At 50.2% G+C, this 16,089-nt stretch carries 15 protein-coding genes and 1 riboswitch; of the genes, 3 read left to right on the top strand and 12 right to left on the bottom strand.

The window, feature by feature from the left end:
* Positions 1–7 precede the first annotated feature (7 nt).
* The 7 genes from AC5I6P_RS09515 to AC5I6P_RS09485 form a co-directional block, all read right to left on the bottom strand.
* Entirely contained in the window at positions 8–646 is a 639-nt protein-coding gene (locus AC5I6P_RS09515) for a HupE/UreJ family protein (protein WP_495693510.1), read from the bottom strand.
* 22 nt (positions 647–668) lie between these two features.
* Positions 669–827, bottom strand: a riboswitch (cobalamin riboswitch).
* A gap of 154 nt (positions 828–981) precedes the next feature.
* Complete coding sequence (locus AC5I6P_RS09510) at positions 982–1,878, bottom strand: SAM-dependent methyltransferase (RefSeq protein ID WP_495693509.1); 897 nt, start codon at positions 1,876–1,878, stop codon at positions 982–984.
* A gap of 117 nt (positions 1,879–1,995) precedes the next feature.
* Complete coding sequence (locus AC5I6P_RS09505; RefSeq protein WP_495693508.1) at positions 1,996–2,778, bottom strand: RDD family protein; 783 nt, start codon at positions 2,776–2,778, stop codon at positions 1,996–1,998.
* Between the two features lie 33 nt (positions 2,779–2,811).
* On the bottom strand, positions 2,812–3,774 hold the full coding sequence (locus tag AC5I6P_RS09500) for a hypothetical protein (RefSeq protein WP_495693507.1): 963 nt from the start codon (positions 3,772–3,774) through the stop codon (positions 2,812–2,814).
* A gap of 344 nt (positions 3,775–4,118) precedes the next feature.
* Positions 4,119–4,250 carry a hypothetical protein gene (locus AC5I6P_RS09495; protein WP_495693506.1) on the bottom strand — a complete coding sequence of 44 codons (132 nt, stop codon included), beginning with the start codon at positions 4,248–4,250 and terminating at the stop codon, positions 4,119–4,121.
* 10 nt (positions 4,251–4,260) lie between these two features.
* Complete coding sequence (locus AC5I6P_RS09490; protein WP_495693505.1) at positions 4,261–5,559, bottom strand: MFS transporter; 1,299 nt, start codon at positions 5,557–5,559, stop codon at positions 4,261–4,263.
* A 190-nt stretch (positions 5,560–5,749) separates the two neighbouring features.
* Complete coding sequence (locus tag AC5I6P_RS09485) at positions 5,750–6,091, bottom strand: hypothetical protein (RefSeq protein WP_495693504.1); 342 nt, start codon at positions 6,089–6,091, stop codon at positions 5,750–5,752.
* A 253-nt stretch (positions 6,092–6,344) separates the two neighbouring features.
* Here AC5I6P_RS09485 and AC5I6P_RS09480 point away from each other — a divergent pair, with 253 nt between their 5' ends.
* A complete protein-coding gene (locus AC5I6P_RS09480; RefSeq protein WP_495693503.1) occupies positions 6,345–7,340 on the top strand; it encodes a Gfo/Idh/MocA family protein in 996 nt (331 codons plus the stop codon).
* Positions 7,341–7,376: 36 nt separating this feature from the next.
* On the opposite strand, the gene AC5I6P_RS09475 is transcribed toward AC5I6P_RS09480, so the two are convergent.
* Positions 7,377–8,651, bottom strand: coding sequence for a pentapeptide repeat-containing protein (locus tag AC5I6P_RS09475; protein ID WP_495693502.1), 1,275 nt, complete (start codon positions 8,649–8,651; stop codon positions 7,377–7,379).
* 501 nt (positions 8,652–9,152) lie between these two features.
* Here AC5I6P_RS09475 and AC5I6P_RS09470 point away from each other — a divergent pair.
* Both AC5I6P_RS09470 and AC5I6P_RS09465 read left to right on the top strand, forming a co-directional pair.
* Complete coding sequence (locus AC5I6P_RS09470; RefSeq protein ID WP_495693501.1) at positions 9,153–11,378, top strand: CapA family protein; 2,226 nt, start codon at positions 9,153–9,155, stop codon at positions 11,376–11,378.
* Positions 11,379–11,393: 15 nt separating this feature from the next.
* The gene (locus AC5I6P_RS09465; protein WP_495693500.1) at positions 11,394–12,263 is read left to right on the top strand and encodes an aldose epimerase family protein; all 870 of its coding nucleotides are present in this window, start codon (positions 11,394–11,396) and stop codon (positions 12,261–12,263) included.
* 92 nt (positions 12,264–12,355) lie between these two features.
* On the opposite strand, the gene AC5I6P_RS09460 is transcribed toward AC5I6P_RS09465, so the two are convergent.
* The 4 genes from AC5I6P_RS09460 to AC5I6P_RS09445 all read right to left on the bottom strand — a co-directional run bounded on the left by AC5I6P_RS09460 (position 12,356) and on the right by AC5I6P_RS09445 (position 15,980).
* Positions 12,356–13,171 carry a PEP-CTERM sorting domain-containing protein gene (locus AC5I6P_RS09460; protein WP_495693499.1) on the bottom strand — a complete coding sequence of 272 codons (816 nt, stop codon included), beginning with the start codon at positions 13,169–13,171 and terminating at the stop codon, positions 12,356–12,358.
* Positions 13,172–13,565: 394 nt separating this feature from the next.
* Complete coding sequence (gene nblB / locus AC5I6P_RS09455) at positions 13,566–14,216, bottom strand: phycobilisome degradation protein NblB (protein ID WP_495693498.1); 651 nt, start codon at positions 14,214–14,216, stop codon at positions 13,566–13,568.
* Positions 14,217–14,270: 54 nt separating this feature from the next.
* Entirely contained in the window at positions 14,271–14,735 is a 465-nt protein-coding gene (locus tag AC5I6P_RS09450; protein ID WP_495693497.1) for a CBS domain-containing protein, read from the bottom strand.
* Positions 14,736–14,912: 177 nt separating this feature from the next.
* A complete protein-coding gene (locus AC5I6P_RS09445) occupies positions 14,913–15,980 on the bottom strand; it encodes an acyl-CoA dehydrogenase family protein (RefSeq protein ID WP_495693496.1) in 1,068 nt (355 codons plus the stop codon).
* Between the last annotated feature and the right edge of the window lie 109 nt (positions 15,981–16,089).

Genomic DNA, 16,089 nt, shown 5'->3' with positions numbered 1-16,089 from the left:
AATGTGATCAAGCAAAGTGAAGCGAAGTTGCTAGAAAGATAGCTCCGACGATGCAGGCAATCAAGCCAAAGGAGCGATTTAAGACAGATGCTTTTTGACCCGATCCAGAACTCAGCTTGTAAGTGAGAAGGGCAATCGCAGCTTGAATCATGGTAAACCCAATTAAGTAAGCCACCACAGACGACGCTTCTGCACCAACAATGGCTTCTCCGTAAGCATAGCCATGAAACAGTCCTGCGATCGCAAATAGGCTGGCTAAACTAGCAAAACTAAACCGTTTGCCCAGCACTAAAATTGCTCCGAATGCAATGACCGAAAGAGCAATCACACTTTCTGTTGCAGGCAAATTTAAATTTAAGAGATGAACACCTGTGCCCATCATTGCGGAAATCAGAAAGAAAATAGGCAGACGCCAACCGCGAGAATAGAGGGTAGATAGTAATCCGATTGCAACAATAGACGCCAAATGATCTAGCCCAATAACGGGGTGCGCCAATCCCGACAGAAATCCTTCCCATCCACTAGACGGCATTTTGCCATCCATCAAATGGTGGGCTGCCGCTGGCTGAAGCGTCGCCAACCAGCCGCACCCTGCAAGGGTGCTGACTTGAACAATAGCGACTGGATTTAATTTCTGTTGATTCATCTATACCTCGCAGATGAGTAAAGGACGTAGACCCAAAGCGGCGGGTATTCTGACTGATCAAAGTTGGAATCTTAAATCCTACTGTGACTCACAGTTGCGGGACAGCGGCAGACTCACACTGCACTTTCCCCTTTACTTCTGATGGCTGCTTTCCATCAGAACCGCTTTGTTGCAAATAAAGGATTGCGAGAGGTCAGTCTATCATGATCTCAGTCGCTCACTTGTAAATAAATGCGATCGCAAGAATTGAGCGATCGCACATCAATATAAGAATGCGTTCCTCATCAGTGGAATAAAAGAGGCTTCTACATTTACGGTGCAATCCAAATCTATATTTAACTCCGCTTTGCGCTTAAATTGTACTGTTCTGTTGCCGTTGGTGTTTTTATCTCTGCTACTCCTTGCAGCGTATTTCCGACAATCTTGCCATTAAATTGAATGTTGACATCTTGATTATTAAACTTTTGACGTTGTTGTAAGCTAATGCGATCGCCGACTAATTGAACCTGCGGCAAGCTGATGGTCTGCCCTCCTACTTTTACCGTGGCTCTGACGGCTTGAAAGGCTTGATTGACCTGCACGGTATAAGGTAGTTCTTGCCCAGCTTTTGTTGTCATAGTTCCGCTCCAATTGCCGCTCACGTTGGCTGGAACAACCCAATAGTAAATGCTGCGGGGACGCCCCCCGTCATTGACCAGAATGGTGCGATCGGGCTTCCAGTCCCCCATGCCAAACGCGTGAGACACGACGCGCGACCCTGGTTTTAGGTCACTGAGCAATTTGGGACGGAGTTGGACGTTGATTTTAGGCAGGAGATAAAGGGTCACGACCGAAGCGTTGCGAAAGTCGGTTTGAAAGAGGTCTTGCTGAAGAAATGTTGCGCGTGTAGCAATTCCGAGCTTCGCCGCACTCGCCTGACTCCGCTGCACTAATCCTGGATTGATTTCAACGCCAACGCCTGTTGCACCAAACTGCTGCACAGCAGTCAGCACTAATCTGCCATCGCCAGAACCCAAATCGTACACCACATCGTTTGATTTGACGTTGGCGAGTTTTAGCATGGCATCGACTACATTCTGAGGAGTGGGAACATAGGGTACATCAGGCTTGATCGGAAGGGGTGTAGGAGGCGTTTGCGCGATCGTTGCAGATAGACCCACGGAAAAGGACAGTGCAGCGGCACTTAAGCCGACTAATCTTAGCAATTTGGAACTCGGTTGAGCTGATCGCATCGCTTCTCCTCACAACAGCACTCTTCTACTAGCTCAAAATGCCGTTCTCCCTCATCTGTCCTAATGCGGAGGTTATGCAATTTCAAGCACTGTGTTTCAAGCACTGTGTTTCAAGCACTATACGGATTGCTGTTGATACGCTAGATACATCGCTTCTAAGAATAAGTCTGGTGTCATCTCAAATGGCAAATCATGCAATCCAATCAGTGTTCTCGCTTGTCTTGCTAACTGAAGCCCCAATTGACTTTTAGCTTTTGGCTCCATTAAGGTGCGACGCTGGAGATATTCCCGAATAACCGCAAAATCGTCGGGTAGCAATGCGCTAATGTTGGTGGTTTGCAGTAGCTGCTCAGCGAGTGGTTGCGCATCAGGTAGAAGAGCAAAATTGGCAGATGTAATTACCGTTTCTTCTTGAACCACTAATGTTCCGGCGGCCCAATCTCCCAAACGCTTCTCTCGTTTTGTAAATAGGATGAGCAGCAGTCCGATTGAGAGAAAATCGTCAATTGGTCGGAGCAACGATCGCAGGGCAGCTTGCGCGAGTCCGACCGATTGACCATTCTCGCGAATCACTCGAATTTTGGTATATCGTTTGCCCGGCGTTTGCCCTTGCCACAGCGTCTCAAAGCCTACGAAGTAGCCTGTGTAAACTGCAAAATATAGGAGCCACGACAAAGCGGCTAACCACAATTCTAGAGTGTCAACGTTGGCTAACCCCCGAAAATAAATTGGCAGATTATAGGCGAGCAGACCCCACAAAAGGATCACGGCAATCAGCAGCAAACCCCAAACGGCATAATCGATCAACAGCGCGATCGCACGATTGCCAACGCCAGCTAGCGTAAATTCGAGGTCAACGCTTTCGGGAGTGCGGACTTTGACTTGATTGAATAACGGCATAAAGGATGAGCGGTTGCAGTGAGTCGCCTTGCACTAATTGCGGGGTGTATCGTTTGTAGAATTGCGAAATTCGAGGTCAACGCCTTCTCGACGAGTGCGAAGATCATAATAAACTACCGCTTTGAGCGTTTGCCAGAACGGAAGTGTGAACAGACCAACTAATAGAAAGAGAAGAATTCCTGCTAGGCAAGCCAACACAAACCACCCAATTGCGGAAGCATCTTGAGCCTGAATTAAACTGGCTGTAGCAATGAGCGTGGGTACAACTGGAATAGCGGCCAATCCATACAAGGGCAGAGTTACCAACGTTGCGATCGCCAGAATAATTAAAATTCGGTTGGCTGACCCTTTTGAAAGGTTCCAGCTTCGTCCAATCATATCAAAGGCGTTGGTGTCACCTTCCATCGCGATCGCCACTTCTGGAATGTAGAAATGCGCCCAGAACCAAAAGTATATCGCTAGGCTGGCAAGCGAAACGAAGACTGCGAAGATGCCAGATACCCTCGGGTAGTCCCGAAGCGCGATCGCTGGAATCCCAATGATCAGTAGGTTCTGCACGATCGACAGGCCAAAGTTGATGCCAAACATCACGCACCCAACCGCAATGTGGACGAGCAAAAAGCTCCACATCCGGGGTCTGATCTGTTGAAGCGCGGTTCGGCTGTCTTCAGGCTGTCCGCTCAGTTCGCCATAGGCGAGGCGGGCAATGAGCGCAGAGTTGAGGCTCGATCGTGCCCCGCAATAAATCGCTAACCCAATCCAAGGAAAGATCAGCAGCAGCAAAATGAGCGAAACAAAATTCTGACCTTGGCTGAGGATGAGGGGTACGAAGGCGGCGGTGAGCAAAATTATCAGCGTGACCCACGGCAACATTGCCCAAAGAGTCGCTTTGACTGAAATGCTAAGGTAGGGCTTGAGGTGGGAACTGTAGAGCCGAAACCCAGCGCTGACGACGTTACCAGCGCTCATCGGTCTCATCGGGCTTGAATTCGTCATGATCACCGCCGCTGTAGTTAATCGGATGAACTTAAAGTTGACGCTATTTTAGGCAAGCTAACGAGTAGATTGTAGATTGTAATTTGTAATTCGGAGAAAGTTGCTCCAGAAGGGCATGTAGCGCTGCATACGCCATATTTGAAATTTCATTGGGCGATCGCTTGCCTTTGGGCGGTGGCTAAATCAGCGCCTCGACTGATGAAATACTGCGTCGCCTGATTGAGGCGTTCTTGCATGGAATGACGATAATTTCAGCCACCAAATTAAGAGGTTGAGATCCAGAAGCCTTCTTCTAACATGGCTTTCATTGCCGCTTGGATATCTTGAAGCGAAGAGTTGGTAATCTAAATGTCGAGCACCGCCATGAATGTACCTAGGACGGTGCCAAACACGCCAACCCAGGTTTTGAAAGAAACACGATCGTTTGGGTCTTCGCCTTGCGAATCGCTCGGCTGCGGGTAAGCAACGGTAGTCATAAGATGCCCTTTAAGAACGAGGCGGATACGGTTCTGGTGGATCTAGTAGCCCAAGACGACAGTAAATCGGCAGAACGAGTTGACGCAGGGCGGGAAGTTGGCGACCGAAAATGAGCGAGCCTGCAATACACACTCCTCCGCCCAGTAACAGCGTGCTAGGCGCACCGATGCGACTTGCTAGGCTCCCTGCTAAAAGGTTTCCAAATGTCACCATGCCGATGAAGGCGATCGAATAGAAACTCATGACTCGCCCCCGCTTATCGTCGTCCACAATGGTTTGCAGCACCGTATTGCTAGAGGTAGACTGCAAAATTAAACTTCCGCCTAAAACAAACATTGCAGGGAGTGAAATTAGCAGCGATCGCGACTGAGAAAATACGATCAGCGCGATACCAAAAATAGCTGGAGCGGCAGTAATGATTTTGCCGAGTCCTACAACACTCCGACGAGAACTGAGGTAAATCGCCGAACAAAGTGCCCCCAGTCCAGAGGTTGCCATTAGAAAGCCCAATGTCTCAGCCCCGCCATGCAAAATCTGGGTTGCAAAAATTGGGGCAAGAACTGTGTACGGCATCCCGGCTAAGCTAACCAAGGCAATCAACAGCAGAATCGCGCGAATTGGCGGAAACCCAAACGCATACTGAAAGCCTTCTTTCAGGCGTTGCACAACCGTATCGTTGGCTCTGTTGGATGCAGTCCGTGGCCGCGATCTCAATCGCATTGCCAGCAGTCCAATAATCACCGCTACGTAGCTCACTGTATCGATTAGAAAGCAGGTTCCAACTCCCACCGCCGCAATGAGCAACCCTGCGATCGCTGGGCCTACCAATCTTGCCGCGCTAAACATGGAAGAATTGAGCGCGATCGCATTGCCTAAATTCTCTCGCTGCTCAACGAGTTCGACCACAAACGCCTGCCGCGCCGGAATGTCGATCGCGTTCACGACCCCTTGAAAAACGCTCAGCAGGACAATGTGCCAAATATCAATCGTGCCTGTGATGGCGAGTACCGTTAATCCCAACGATTGCAGTAGCGATAACGCTTGGGTGGCAATCAGCACATGATGGCGATTCCAGCGATCGACAAATACCCCGGCGATTGGGCTGAGCAAAAAATTTGGCGCTTGTTGAGCAAACCCAACCACTCCCAAGAGTAACGCCGAGTTGGTTAAGCTGTAGACCAACCAAATGACCGCCGTCTGGGTCATCCACGTTCCAATCAGAGACAGTCCTTGCCCTGCAAAGAAGAGACGATAGTTACGCGATCGAAAGGCTCGAAGGACGGAGGCTAGCTGGCTCTGAGAGTTCATAGTAAAGATCGGCTGAAGAGAGAATACCTCAGAATTGCGGGGAGGCCTAAGTCGCAAAATCCGCAAGGAATCACGATTTTGATCTGAGGAAGAGGATGCGCTAGGACAAATAGAACCTCAAAACCGATGAAGAATGTATCCGTCCATAGAGAGGCCCTAGAGAGGATTGATGGCCCCCTCTCAACCCTCACTATTTGCCTGTCTCAACCGTTACTTCTGCCGACATACCAGGAGTAATAGTCTGCTCGTACCCACAAATGCTGTTGCTATCAAACACGACCTTCACCGGAATCCGCTGCACGACCTTGGTGAAGTTGCCCGTTGCATTATCAGGAGGTAAGAGAGTAAAGTTTGCTCCTGAAGCAGGCGATAAGCTGTCGATATGACCCGTAAATTCGTGACTAGGGAACGCGTCTAGCTTAATCTCCACGGCTTGTCCCGGACGCAGCTCGAGAAGCTGCGTCTCTTTAAAGTTTGCTGTCACCCAATATTGATTGTCTACGATCGCCAGTAGCGGAGTTCCTGGCTGCACTTGCTGACCGACTTCTACCGTTTTGTGCCCAATTCGACCACTTGAGCTTGTGCTTGCGCGATCGCGGCTTGAGCTGTACCAATGCCGCCTTGAGCCTGAGTATTCGCGGCTTGCGGATTTTTTGTCGCCAAATCAATCGACGGTGCAGAAAATTCTTCTAAGCTGAATATTAGGGTGCGGGGGATGCTGAAGGATTTGGTATTCTCAGCCTACTTCCCTGCCCGTGCTTATTCAGAACTCGCGTTACTTAGACATGACACAATTTTCTCAATCGCAGCCGATTCGAGTTGGCATTGTTGGGACAGGCTACGCCGCTAAACTCCGAGCAGAAACGATCAATGCCAACGATCGCGCCCAGTTGATTGGCGTCGCAGGACACACGCCTGAAACAACAAGCGACTTTGGCAACACGCATGGGACACAGACTTTTACCGCGTGGCAAGATTTGATCGGGTGCGATCGCGTGGATCTGGTGGTCGTTTCTAACCTCAATGCTCAACATGGTGCGATCGCGCGAGCTGCTCTAGAGGCGAATAAACATGTCGTTGTCGAATATCCGCTCTCGCTCAACGCGCAAGAAGGTGAAGCGCTCTTAACTCTCGCGAAACACCGAAATCGCTTACTTCACGTCGAACATATCGAACTACTCGGCGGCGTTCATCAGGCATTTGTTCAAGCCCTACCTCAGATAGGAACGCCATTCTATGCGCGGTACGCCACGCTCAGCCCTCAGCACCCGGCTCCACGCAAGTGGACGTATCACACCGAATTGTTCGGATTTCCCTTATCAGGAGCACTATCGCGGCTACATCGCCTAATTCACGTATTTGGAGCGGTGGAAACTGTCAGTTGTCAAAATCGCTATTGGAACCTGCAAGAGTCGTACTACACGGCTTGTCTATGCGAGGCGCAACTGCGATTCAAAAGCGGACTGATTGCCGATGTCGTGTATGGCAAAGGGGAAACCGTTTGGACGGCTGAGCGCAAATTAGAGGTGCAAGGCGATCGCGGTGCACTCGTGTTTGATGGCGATGTCGGACGGTTGGTGAATGCAGAGGGCGACCATGCGATCGCCGTCGGCGGTCGGCGGGGGCTGTTTGCCAAAGATACGGCGGCGGTGATCGATCATCTGCTGCACGGCGCACCGTTATATGTGGCATCAAAGGAAAGTCTCTATACGCTTAAGGTGGCTAATGCTGCTCAGCGATCGACAGAAACGGGGCGGACAGAATTGATTGGCGGATCGTGAGGATGACAGGGCACTCCTCAGCTTGGCGGTAATCCCTTACCGCCCCAACTTATTCGGGATGCCCTCACAGCCGCCCGGAATAGTGCCTCGACTCCTCGATCCGCCCCAAGCGCAGCAGTAGTAGCGTTGAGACTCTGACAAATCCTGGGCATCTGTAAAATCTGCTCCTTCAATCACAGCCCCTGTGTGAACCCCTGTTTTATAGTTCGGCGGCTCGGTGCGACTCCGGGGTGTTGCGGTTTCTTTATCGCCGTAGAAGAATCGCGTTCCCGTGAAATCGGCCCCCTGAAGCTTCGCGCTGACTAGAATGGTGCGGGCAAAGTTGGTCTTCACCAAGTCGCAGAAGCTCAGATCCGCCCGAATTAAATTTGCCTCCGTCATATCCGTCCAGCGCAAATCGGTTCGGGATAGATCCGCCCCTGCCAACATGACCCCCAAATCAATCACGCGCACGCCTCGGACGCGATCTTCGGCATATCCACCCGAGCCGTCAAGCATCGCCCGTCCTAAACGCTGATCTCGTTGTAGGGGCGTCAGTAACTTCGCACTCGATAAAAACCTTAAAATCTTCGCTTTGCCTGCGCCATCGACACTGCTCAGAATCGCCGCCGTTCGTCCTTCTGCGATCGCGCGTTCTTGTGGCCAATCTTCTAGCAAACCGTCCTCATCTAACACCAGATCTGATATTCCCTGAAAGTAAGTATCAATGGTTTGCTGTTGGGTAATGGTGTTTTGCTGAATGGTTAGATCTTTTGAAATCACATACTGTCGCCACGCCACGTAGACTGCCAGAATCGCGATCAAAATTTGCCCCAACGCCCCAAACACTTCACCCAACGCCCCGATCGCATCCCAGTTCAGTTGCGTATACAACTGCGCGATCGCCCGATCTACCCCCAGTAGTTTCAACCCTCCCGCCACGGCTGCTATGGCTCCGATCGAGCCAATCAAAGCGGATCGATCTTCCTCAGACATAAATTCAAGAAAGAACGGCTTTAAGGTCGGAATCAGCAATCGAATCGACAGAATAATGGCGACAAGAGAGCCAGCCAAGATGATCCAGACTTGATCGAAAACGAAGCCGACAATAATAATTCCGGTCGCAATCAAAACGATGAGCGAGACACCTATTTGAGGGCGTGCAATCGCTCGATGAGCGAAATAATCTGCGACAGAGCGCTGCTTCCCTGGCAGAGGAGACACCACCACTGGATACTCTTCTACTTCAGTCGGATGGCTGCTATGCCCGTTTTGAGTGGAGCTTGGCAAACGAGATGGGGCGGCGTTAGAAGCATTTGGATCAACAGACATAGCAGTAGAGAAGGCAATAGGGGGATGAAACGAGCAAAATCAGGCAGAACCAAACAGAAGAGTATAATCTCTCATGCCCTATCGTACTCGCTCGCTCGTATCCTCATCGCTTTAGTATGAGAGACTATTGATTATTTGTAGATAAAAGAATGAACTGGAGACTTTAGGAACTCCCAAGCTGTATATTTATCAGATAAATTAATTCCAACTGCCGACTTTGTAAGGTAGAGTCCATACAATCCAAATAAGAGCAGGATTGCTTTCATGCTATGAGTTCGTTTCACGATAAATTTCACAATAGATAATGCGGGTCAAACTCAGATCAAACGTTTGGTGGTTGGCTTCATGCTAGAGTTTGAACTTCTCAGAGCAATGACTCAAATATGTCTTCTTGATGACAAAATAGCGCTCAAATTCCTAAAATTGCATCCAAACTACCCGATTTAGAGTATTAATATTCTGTGGGTTAATGGATATGACTTGCGTGTGGAGTTCCGAGGTATGAGTTACGCCGTCCATCGAGAGCAATCGTCACTGGTAGAGTTGGCAAGATCGGGCAACTTCCGAGCGATCGCGGATTGGCTCAATGTGTTTTTGCTGCCTCACCATCTTCGCGCCCAAGTTGGCGCGGCGCGGCATCCAGGTCACCTCCAAATCGTTGTCGAGTTTCACCCGCTTCCCCAACTCAACGCCAAATCCCCAGAATTTCGTAAAAGTTTGGTGCGGTTTGTGTGTCGTCACCTCTGGAAATTGAATTCCGACGTGATTGAAGGTATCCAAATCACGACTAAATATGTGGATAAGCCACGCGTGCTGTGGCGTCAGTCTGCGCGGGTCGTGTCTCCTGCTAGACGGGCCAAGTTGTCCGCACAGCAGTTTGAAGACTCGTCGCGACCCGCCCATAGCCAACCTAACGTTGCTGCCCTCCGCTCGCGAATCCGAAAAGTCACGCTGCAAAAAGTTCAGTTTCGAGCGCTGCGATCGCTCCTGCTAACGGGCACAACTGCCGCCGCTTTTATCATGGGCTGCTGGTTAGGCTACGCAGATTCTCCAACAGAACAAACAACTGCAACGGCATCCAGTGTTACTGTGCCTCGCCCTGATACCGTTTCGATCCAGGCAAACGGAACGACAGATGCTGTCCCGGTCACCAAACTTGAGGGCAACCCCACCGCTCAAGACGATCGCGTTAACCTCCTGTTTAGCGGTGATGTCGCACTCACAGAAGGCTATTCTGACTTAGTGAAGGACGATCACAATTGGGCGTTTTCATCCATGAATGAATATCGCCAAGCCGATGTCGCGATGGTCAATCTAGATGCGCCCTTTACCACTCAAGCCAAACAGGATTCTGCCTACAAAGCCGATCCTGCTACTGTCGAAGTCCTGAAGAATGGCGGCGTTGATATTGTGAATTTGGCAGATAGCCGCACGATGGACTACCAAGCCGCAGGGTTAGAAGAGACGTTGAGCACCTTGGACAAAGCAGGGATTCAGTACGTCGGTGCAGGAGAGAATGCCAAAGCGGCTCAGCGTCCGAAGATTGTAGATGTGAAAGGTCAGCGGATCGCGTACTTGGGCTATTCTGAGGCGGAGTTGCAGGCAGCGGGCATCGCTAAAGCCGGGGTCAACCCACGTCAGAACGATCGGGTCGCGGCGGATATTCAAGCCATTCGTCCTCAAGTTGATTGGATCATCGTCAATTATCATTGGGGCGAAGAACTGGCGAAATATCCAGCGGATTGGCAGATTGACTTGGCCCACACCACGATTGATCACGGCGCAGATGTCGTTGTAGGGCACCATTCTCACATGTTGCAAGGGGCAGAAATCTATAAAGGACGCCCAATTGTCTACTCGCTTGGTAATTTTATTTTTGGCGAAAAAGCGTCAACCGATTACGATACTGCTGTTCTCAAAGTCGGCGTCAAGGATAAGCAAATGAAAGTCGAGCTTTTGCCCGTTGAGGTAAAAGGACTTCAGCCGAGCGTCGTCAGCGGCGATCGCGCCCAAGAGATTCTGCACCAGATCGAAAATGTCTCCGATACGTTTGCTCAACCGCTGCGATCGCCGATGATTCTCGACGCGCAATCCAACACAATTCTGTCTCAACCGGCTTCTTCGCCTAAAGCTCTAGCCTCTCCAACGGCAACGCCTTCAGAGCCCGCGTCAACGGAGTCCACACCCAGCGAGATCCCAACGTCCAGCCCTGAGCCACAAGCTCCGCTTACCGATGGAGCGTCAGAGACGCCTATTCCATCCGAAACGCCCATCCCGACCGAATCGCCGTCAGCTCCTGCTGCACCCGATCCTGCTTCGTCAAGTGATGACATCCCTAGTTCCAGCCCCCCATCCCCTTCGGACTCCTTAGAGACACCCTCTCCAGACCTAGACCTGAATCCAACACCAACTGATATTCCGCCTGAGTCTACCCCTGCTCAGCCTGAATCTACCCCTGCTCCAGAGTCGATTGCCCCATCGCCTGAGGCTACGCCTGAACCGACGCCCGATTCATTTATTTCTGATCCCAATTCCCAAGCGGCTCCCAATTCCTCCGGTCCGATGGTTCCTCAGCAGCCTACTCCCACGAATGCAGAGCCTTCCTCTGAGCTTCAGGGAGATGCGTCTATTACGCCTGCTGTGACTAGCGCCCGCAGCAGCTTAGAGCCAAGAAAGCGTCGCTACGCTGCGGTTCCGTCTGCTATCGAAGTTGCTCAACACCCTTAATTACTCAGAACGCCTGTGTTTTCCATTGAACGTCGCCGACAGCTATACGACATTTACGTTTTAAACAATCGAGAGTCCTTTTCTCGGTTAGAAGTTGTTCCCGAGCGGGGTGGCATCATCGCTAGTTGGCAGGTTCAGGGGCGGGAGTTACTCTACATGGACACCGAACGGTTTGCCAATCCGAGTATGTCGGTGCGGGGCGGCATTCCAATTTTGTTTCCGATCTGCGGCAATTTACCGGACAACACTTACATCTACGACGGGCAATCTTATTTGCTCAAACAGCACGGATTTGCACGGGATTTGCCGTGGGAAGTGGTGGCTCAGCGCACTGACGATCGCGCAAGTTTAACGATTGCATTAGCGAGCAATGCTCAGACTCGCGAGGTCTACCCGTTTGATTTTCTGCTGGAGTTTACCTATACGTTGCAAGGGCAAGCTCTGACGCTGCACCAACGTTATACCAATCGCTCCTCCGGGCGGATGCCGTTCTCTGTAGGATTCCACCCTTATTTTCTTGCGCCAGACAAAAGTCAGTTACGGTTTGAAGTTCCCTCTGATGAGGCGATTGATCAAATTACGAAGCAACCCCAGCCGTTTTTCAACACATTTGATTTTGACCAAGCCGAAATTGATTGGATTTTTCCGCACCTTTCTCGACAAAGCGCGAGTGTTTCTGATTTGAGTCGCCATACTCGAATTACGTTGAGTTATGGCGATGCCTTTCCATCGTTGGTTTTTTGGACAGTAAAGGGGAAAGATTTTTACTGCCTAGAGCCGTGGAGCGCGCCCAGAAATGCGCTGAACGCGGGAGAACGCTTGCTCTATTTAGACCCCAATGCCAGTCTAGAAACAGAAGTTGCATTGAGTGTAGATTTCATTTAGGCCATGCGGACTAATTAGGATTTTGATCACAAAAAAGCGCGATCGGTAGAGTTGATCGCGCCGTTAAATAGAGTTAGCTGAACAAAACCGAATTAGCTCGCTTTCACCGCCCGACGTTGGCGAGAGGCGGCTAACAGACCAACCAATCCCAACCCTGCTACCGTCGCGGGTTCAGGAACCGACACTGGTTCTACCAACACCGATCTGAGGGCGTAATCTGAGTAGCCTGCACCCGTATTGGCTCCAGCAAGCGCCGTCAGATTAAATCCTTTGATGCTGTTGTTGCCAAACGGATTGTAAATGGCATACAAGCCTGCCTTGCCGAGAGAGGAGACGATCAGGTTCGCCACTGTGCCGTCGGCTCCGCTCCAAGTTGCAGAGTCTTTTCCGGTCACTTTTAGGGTTCCGGTTAGGGTTGTGTCTGCTGAAGTGACGATCGCGGCTTCAAACACCTTGTCGCCGTAAGCCGGATTATCTGGCGTATTCGGTGGATACAAGAAACTTAGCTGCAATTGTGACAGGATCGCGGCTGTATTGAAGCCTACTTGTAGTGTCTCGTTCGAGTTAATTTCGCCGCTTGCTGGATCTTGGTTGATCTTCGTCAATCCATTCTTAGCCACGCCAATGCCTGTCAACCCTCCCACCTTTTTTTGAGTGAGAACATTGTCGCTTGCAGAATCAATCGGATTTGTGGTCGCGGTGAGGGTGAAGAAACCATTGACGTTACTGCAAGAGTGAGGACCGAAACTACTGGTACTCGGTTTAAAACACTGACTGATCACATCGTCTGCCGTGAAGGATGCGGCATGAGCGGGCGCAGTGGCAAACGCGATGCTTAAGGGCACAGCAAGGCTGCTTGCGCTACCTAAAACACGGGTAAAGATGGAGAAGCGCTTGGACTGAATCATAGAGATGGGTAAGAGTGCTTGAAATGGTTAATAAGGTTGGGGGCATAGTGTTCTTTAGATCAGGTTCTGCAATTCAGGAGGGCGCTGTCAGGTTACAGAAGTAATGCATTAGTTGCGTATCTGAATGTTATTACTGATACACAGAAATGAGTATCTTCCGCAGTTTCTCTTTATTCAAACTTTAATTTAGAAGACTGTTCGTAGAGTTCACGTATTCCAGCTAAATTAAACATTCAACTAAACGATACAGTTCTACGTACAACCTAAGTAGCTTATCTTTTGTCTTCCAACTAAAACTGCCTCGGTTACTAAAAAACATCGCTGTTGCCTGTGTAAATACCGGTACAGCGATGCTAATCATTTCTAGAGAGTGTTTAGAAATCCGGACGACTTCTTACAAGGCAGACTTGGCTAACTCTGCGACTTGTTCCATTTCGTCATTGGCGAGCGTTTCTAGAGCTGCTTTTGCCTCTGGTGTTTTTAACTGACCCAACGCTTGAGCAACCCGATGCCGAATTTGCCAATCTGGACTTGTCGCGTAGGGAATCAGCAATGGCACTGCGCGATCGTCGCCTAATTCACCTAATGACCCGATCGCGGCGGTAATCACCAAATCGCTCTCCGAGTTCAGCGCATCGGCTAAGAGATCATAGCCCCGCGCATCGCCCAGTTCTCCTAGCGCTGCCACAATACTAAAGCGCACTAACCATTCTGGGGTTCTTTGATATAGCTTCTCTAGATCTTCGTAAGCTTCGGTGAGATGCAATCCGCCAATCGAGTCGGCGGCGGCCGCTTGAACATCCGGCTCTGGATCAAACAGGGCGGCTTTCAGTAGTGATAAGGATTCCGAACGGTTTTGCTCGCCGAGCGATGCCAACTGACTGACAGCAGCATATCGGACGCGCACATTTTCATCGGTGACAGAGGGTTTGATTAAGTCGTATGCGATCGCAGGATCAAGCTGTCTTAGATGATTTACCCCGCGCAAGCGATCGCCAAAATTGTTTGATTCTAGAAGTTCTTTAACACTATCTGGTGTAGTCATGCGATACAAATTTTGTAGTCTATCTGCTTCACTATTTTCCCTTGTTGTGGCGCTCTAACTTTGCTCAGCTGCCATTGCTCGAACAATGTCGCCACGCGTCAGGATGCCAACAATTTGCCCAGACGCATCAATGACGGGAAGCCGATTGACTTGGCGATCGTGCATTAATTTCGCCGCTTCGGACAGAGGTTTCTCTGGCGCGATCGTGACTGGATTAGAAGACATCACTTCTCCGACGGTTTGACCCAAGGCTTTGTGGAGATCCTTTTCGTATCGACCCGGATTTTCTAGATAGATCACGCTATCCAATAGCATGATGTAGGCAGGAGGAGTGACATTGGTTTCGCGCCACATTAGATCGGTTTCTGAAATGACACCGACGAGTTGACCCGCTTCATCTGTAACCGGAAGCCCGCTAATGCGTTTCTCTGCAATGGTTTTGATCACTTCGGATAAGGGAGTCTCAGGCTTGACAGTAATGGGAGCGGGGGTCATTACATCTGCGACAGTTTTTGCCATGAGCTTAGTGCGGCTGAAAGGTCTTTACGATCATTATGAGAGGATTGCAGGAGCCACATTCGCTCCAATTCATAGGATGTAACAAAGCGAGAAATGGCGCTAGTTTGAAGGACGCCCTACATTCTATGAGCGACTAGCGATCGCTATTTAACTATTCTCATAAACGACGTAGATGTGTCATCTCTCAAAGGTTCGGGGTCGCGCACTCAGTTGCTCTAGCGTAGCTTCTAGAACCGCATTCGTTTGTCCAGATACCGAAAACACAAGCGCTTCTCGGTAGACCCGTTGGGCAGGATGTGATGTAGAATTCGCGGCACCGCTTGAAACGACGATCGCAGCATGGGCACAGCGAACGGCTAATTCGATTGACCAAGCTCTTAGGTTGAGGTTTGTCTCGAAGTGGGGAGACTTCGGTTGAGCCGTGTAGATGGCGTCGCGACAAGCGGCGAGTTCGTCAATTAAAGCCTGTTGAACAGCGATAGATTTCTGCTGCGTTACTGCTTCTACGATGTCTAATCCCGCTTGAGCGCATCCCAATGCAAAGAAACTGTGGTTGAGAACATTGGCGCGATCGCTCTTGTGAATGGCTCTCGCAGGCAGTACAAAGGCGATGTGAGAATTTGGTAAAAACCATTCTGTTAGCTCAGCCGTGACGGTGTTCGTCGAGGTGATTGCGGCGAGTGACATCGGTTCGCTGAAGCGAATCTCTCCGTTTTGCAGCGTGTCTTGGAAGGGCACGATGCCATACACCGCTTGACCATCAGGTAACAAGGCGGCGATCAGAACATCCTGAAAGAAGTTGAATCCCGTAATCCATGGAATGTGTCCGTGCAATCGATAGCCGCCTTCGACTGGAACCGCTTTCAGGGGCGGGTTGTGCTCTCGTCGCAAATGCGAGAATCCAATTCCAACCAACTTTTGACCGTTTGCTAAATACGGAAGATAGGTTTGTTTCAGCCATTCGTTCTCGCTCTTAAGCAACATTGAAGCCGCGCTCTGATGTTGCGTTTGCAGAAATGCTAATGCTCCAGAGAAGCGGGCAATCAGTTCTTGAACGGCGTAATAGGTCAAAGCATTAACGTTCCAGCTTTGAGGCAGTCTTAACGCTAATAACTGCCGTTCTGCTAATCCTTGAACGGCAGAACGCAACGCCTCCGGATCATGATCGATCGCGTTTGCATGAGGGGCGACCTGCGATCGCAGATAGGCTTCTGTCATTTCAAGAATCGCGGAGTCTTGCATCATTCTGAAGATAGAAAGTGTGAGTGCGGTTGGAAGCTTGTTTGTGTAAAGTGATTCTTCTTTCCATCCTATCGACTTGAATGCTTGGCGGTGATATCTGAAAGACACGCCA

This window comes from Myxacorys sp. (genome assembly GCF_059501405.1).
This window is presented reverse-complemented; position numbering and strand designations above follow the sequence as displayed.

Coding starts and splice junctions, on each gene's coding strand:
- nblB (WP_495693498.1), bottom strand. CDS start 14,216: ATGACTACACCAGATAGTGTTAAAGAACTTCTAGAATCAAACAATTTT.
- AC5I6P_RS09450 (WP_495693497.1), bottom strand. CDS start 14,735: ATGGCAAAAACTGTCGCAGATGTAATGACCCCCGCTCCCATTACTGTC.
- AC5I6P_RS09495 (WP_495693506.1), bottom strand. CDS start 4,250: ATGACTACCGTTGCTTACCCGCAGCCGAGCGATTCGCAAGGCGAAGAC.
- AC5I6P_RS09475 (WP_495693502.1), bottom strand. CDS start 8,651: ATGTCTGTTGATCCAAATGCTTCTAACGCCGCCCCATCTCGTTTGCCA.
- AC5I6P_RS09480 (WP_495693503.1), top strand. CDS start 6,345: ATGACACAATTTTCTCAATCGCAGCCGATTCGAGTTGGCATTGTTGGG.
- AC5I6P_RS09505 (WP_495693508.1), bottom strand. CDS start 2,778: ATGCCGTTATTCAATCAAGTCAAAGTCCGCACTCCCGAAAGCGTTGAC.
- AC5I6P_RS09515 (WP_495693510.1), bottom strand. CDS start 646: ATGAATCAACAGAAATTAAATCCAGTCGCTATTGTTCAAGTCAGCACC.
- AC5I6P_RS09490 (WP_495693505.1), bottom strand. CDS start 5,559: ATGAACTCTCAGAGCCAGCTAGCCTCCGTCCTTCGAGCCTTTCGATCG.
- AC5I6P_RS09445 (WP_495693496.1), bottom strand. CDS start 15,980: ATGATGCAAGACTCCGCGATTCTTGAAATGACAGAAGCCTATCTGCGA.
- AC5I6P_RS09460 (WP_495693499.1), bottom strand. CDS start 13,171: ATGATTCAGTCCAAGCGCTTCTCCATCTTTACCCGTGTTTTAGGTAGC.
- AC5I6P_RS09500 (WP_495693507.1), bottom strand. CDS start 3,774: ATGACGAATTCAAGCCCGATGAGACCGATGAGCGCTGGTAACGTCGTC.
- AC5I6P_RS09510 (WP_495693509.1), bottom strand. CDS start 1,878: ATGCGATCAGCTCAACCGAGTTCCAAATTGCTAAGATTAGTCGGCTTA.
- AC5I6P_RS09470 (WP_495693501.1), top strand. CDS start 9,153: ATGAGTTACGCCGTCCATCGAGAGCAATCGTCACTGGTAGAGTTGGCA.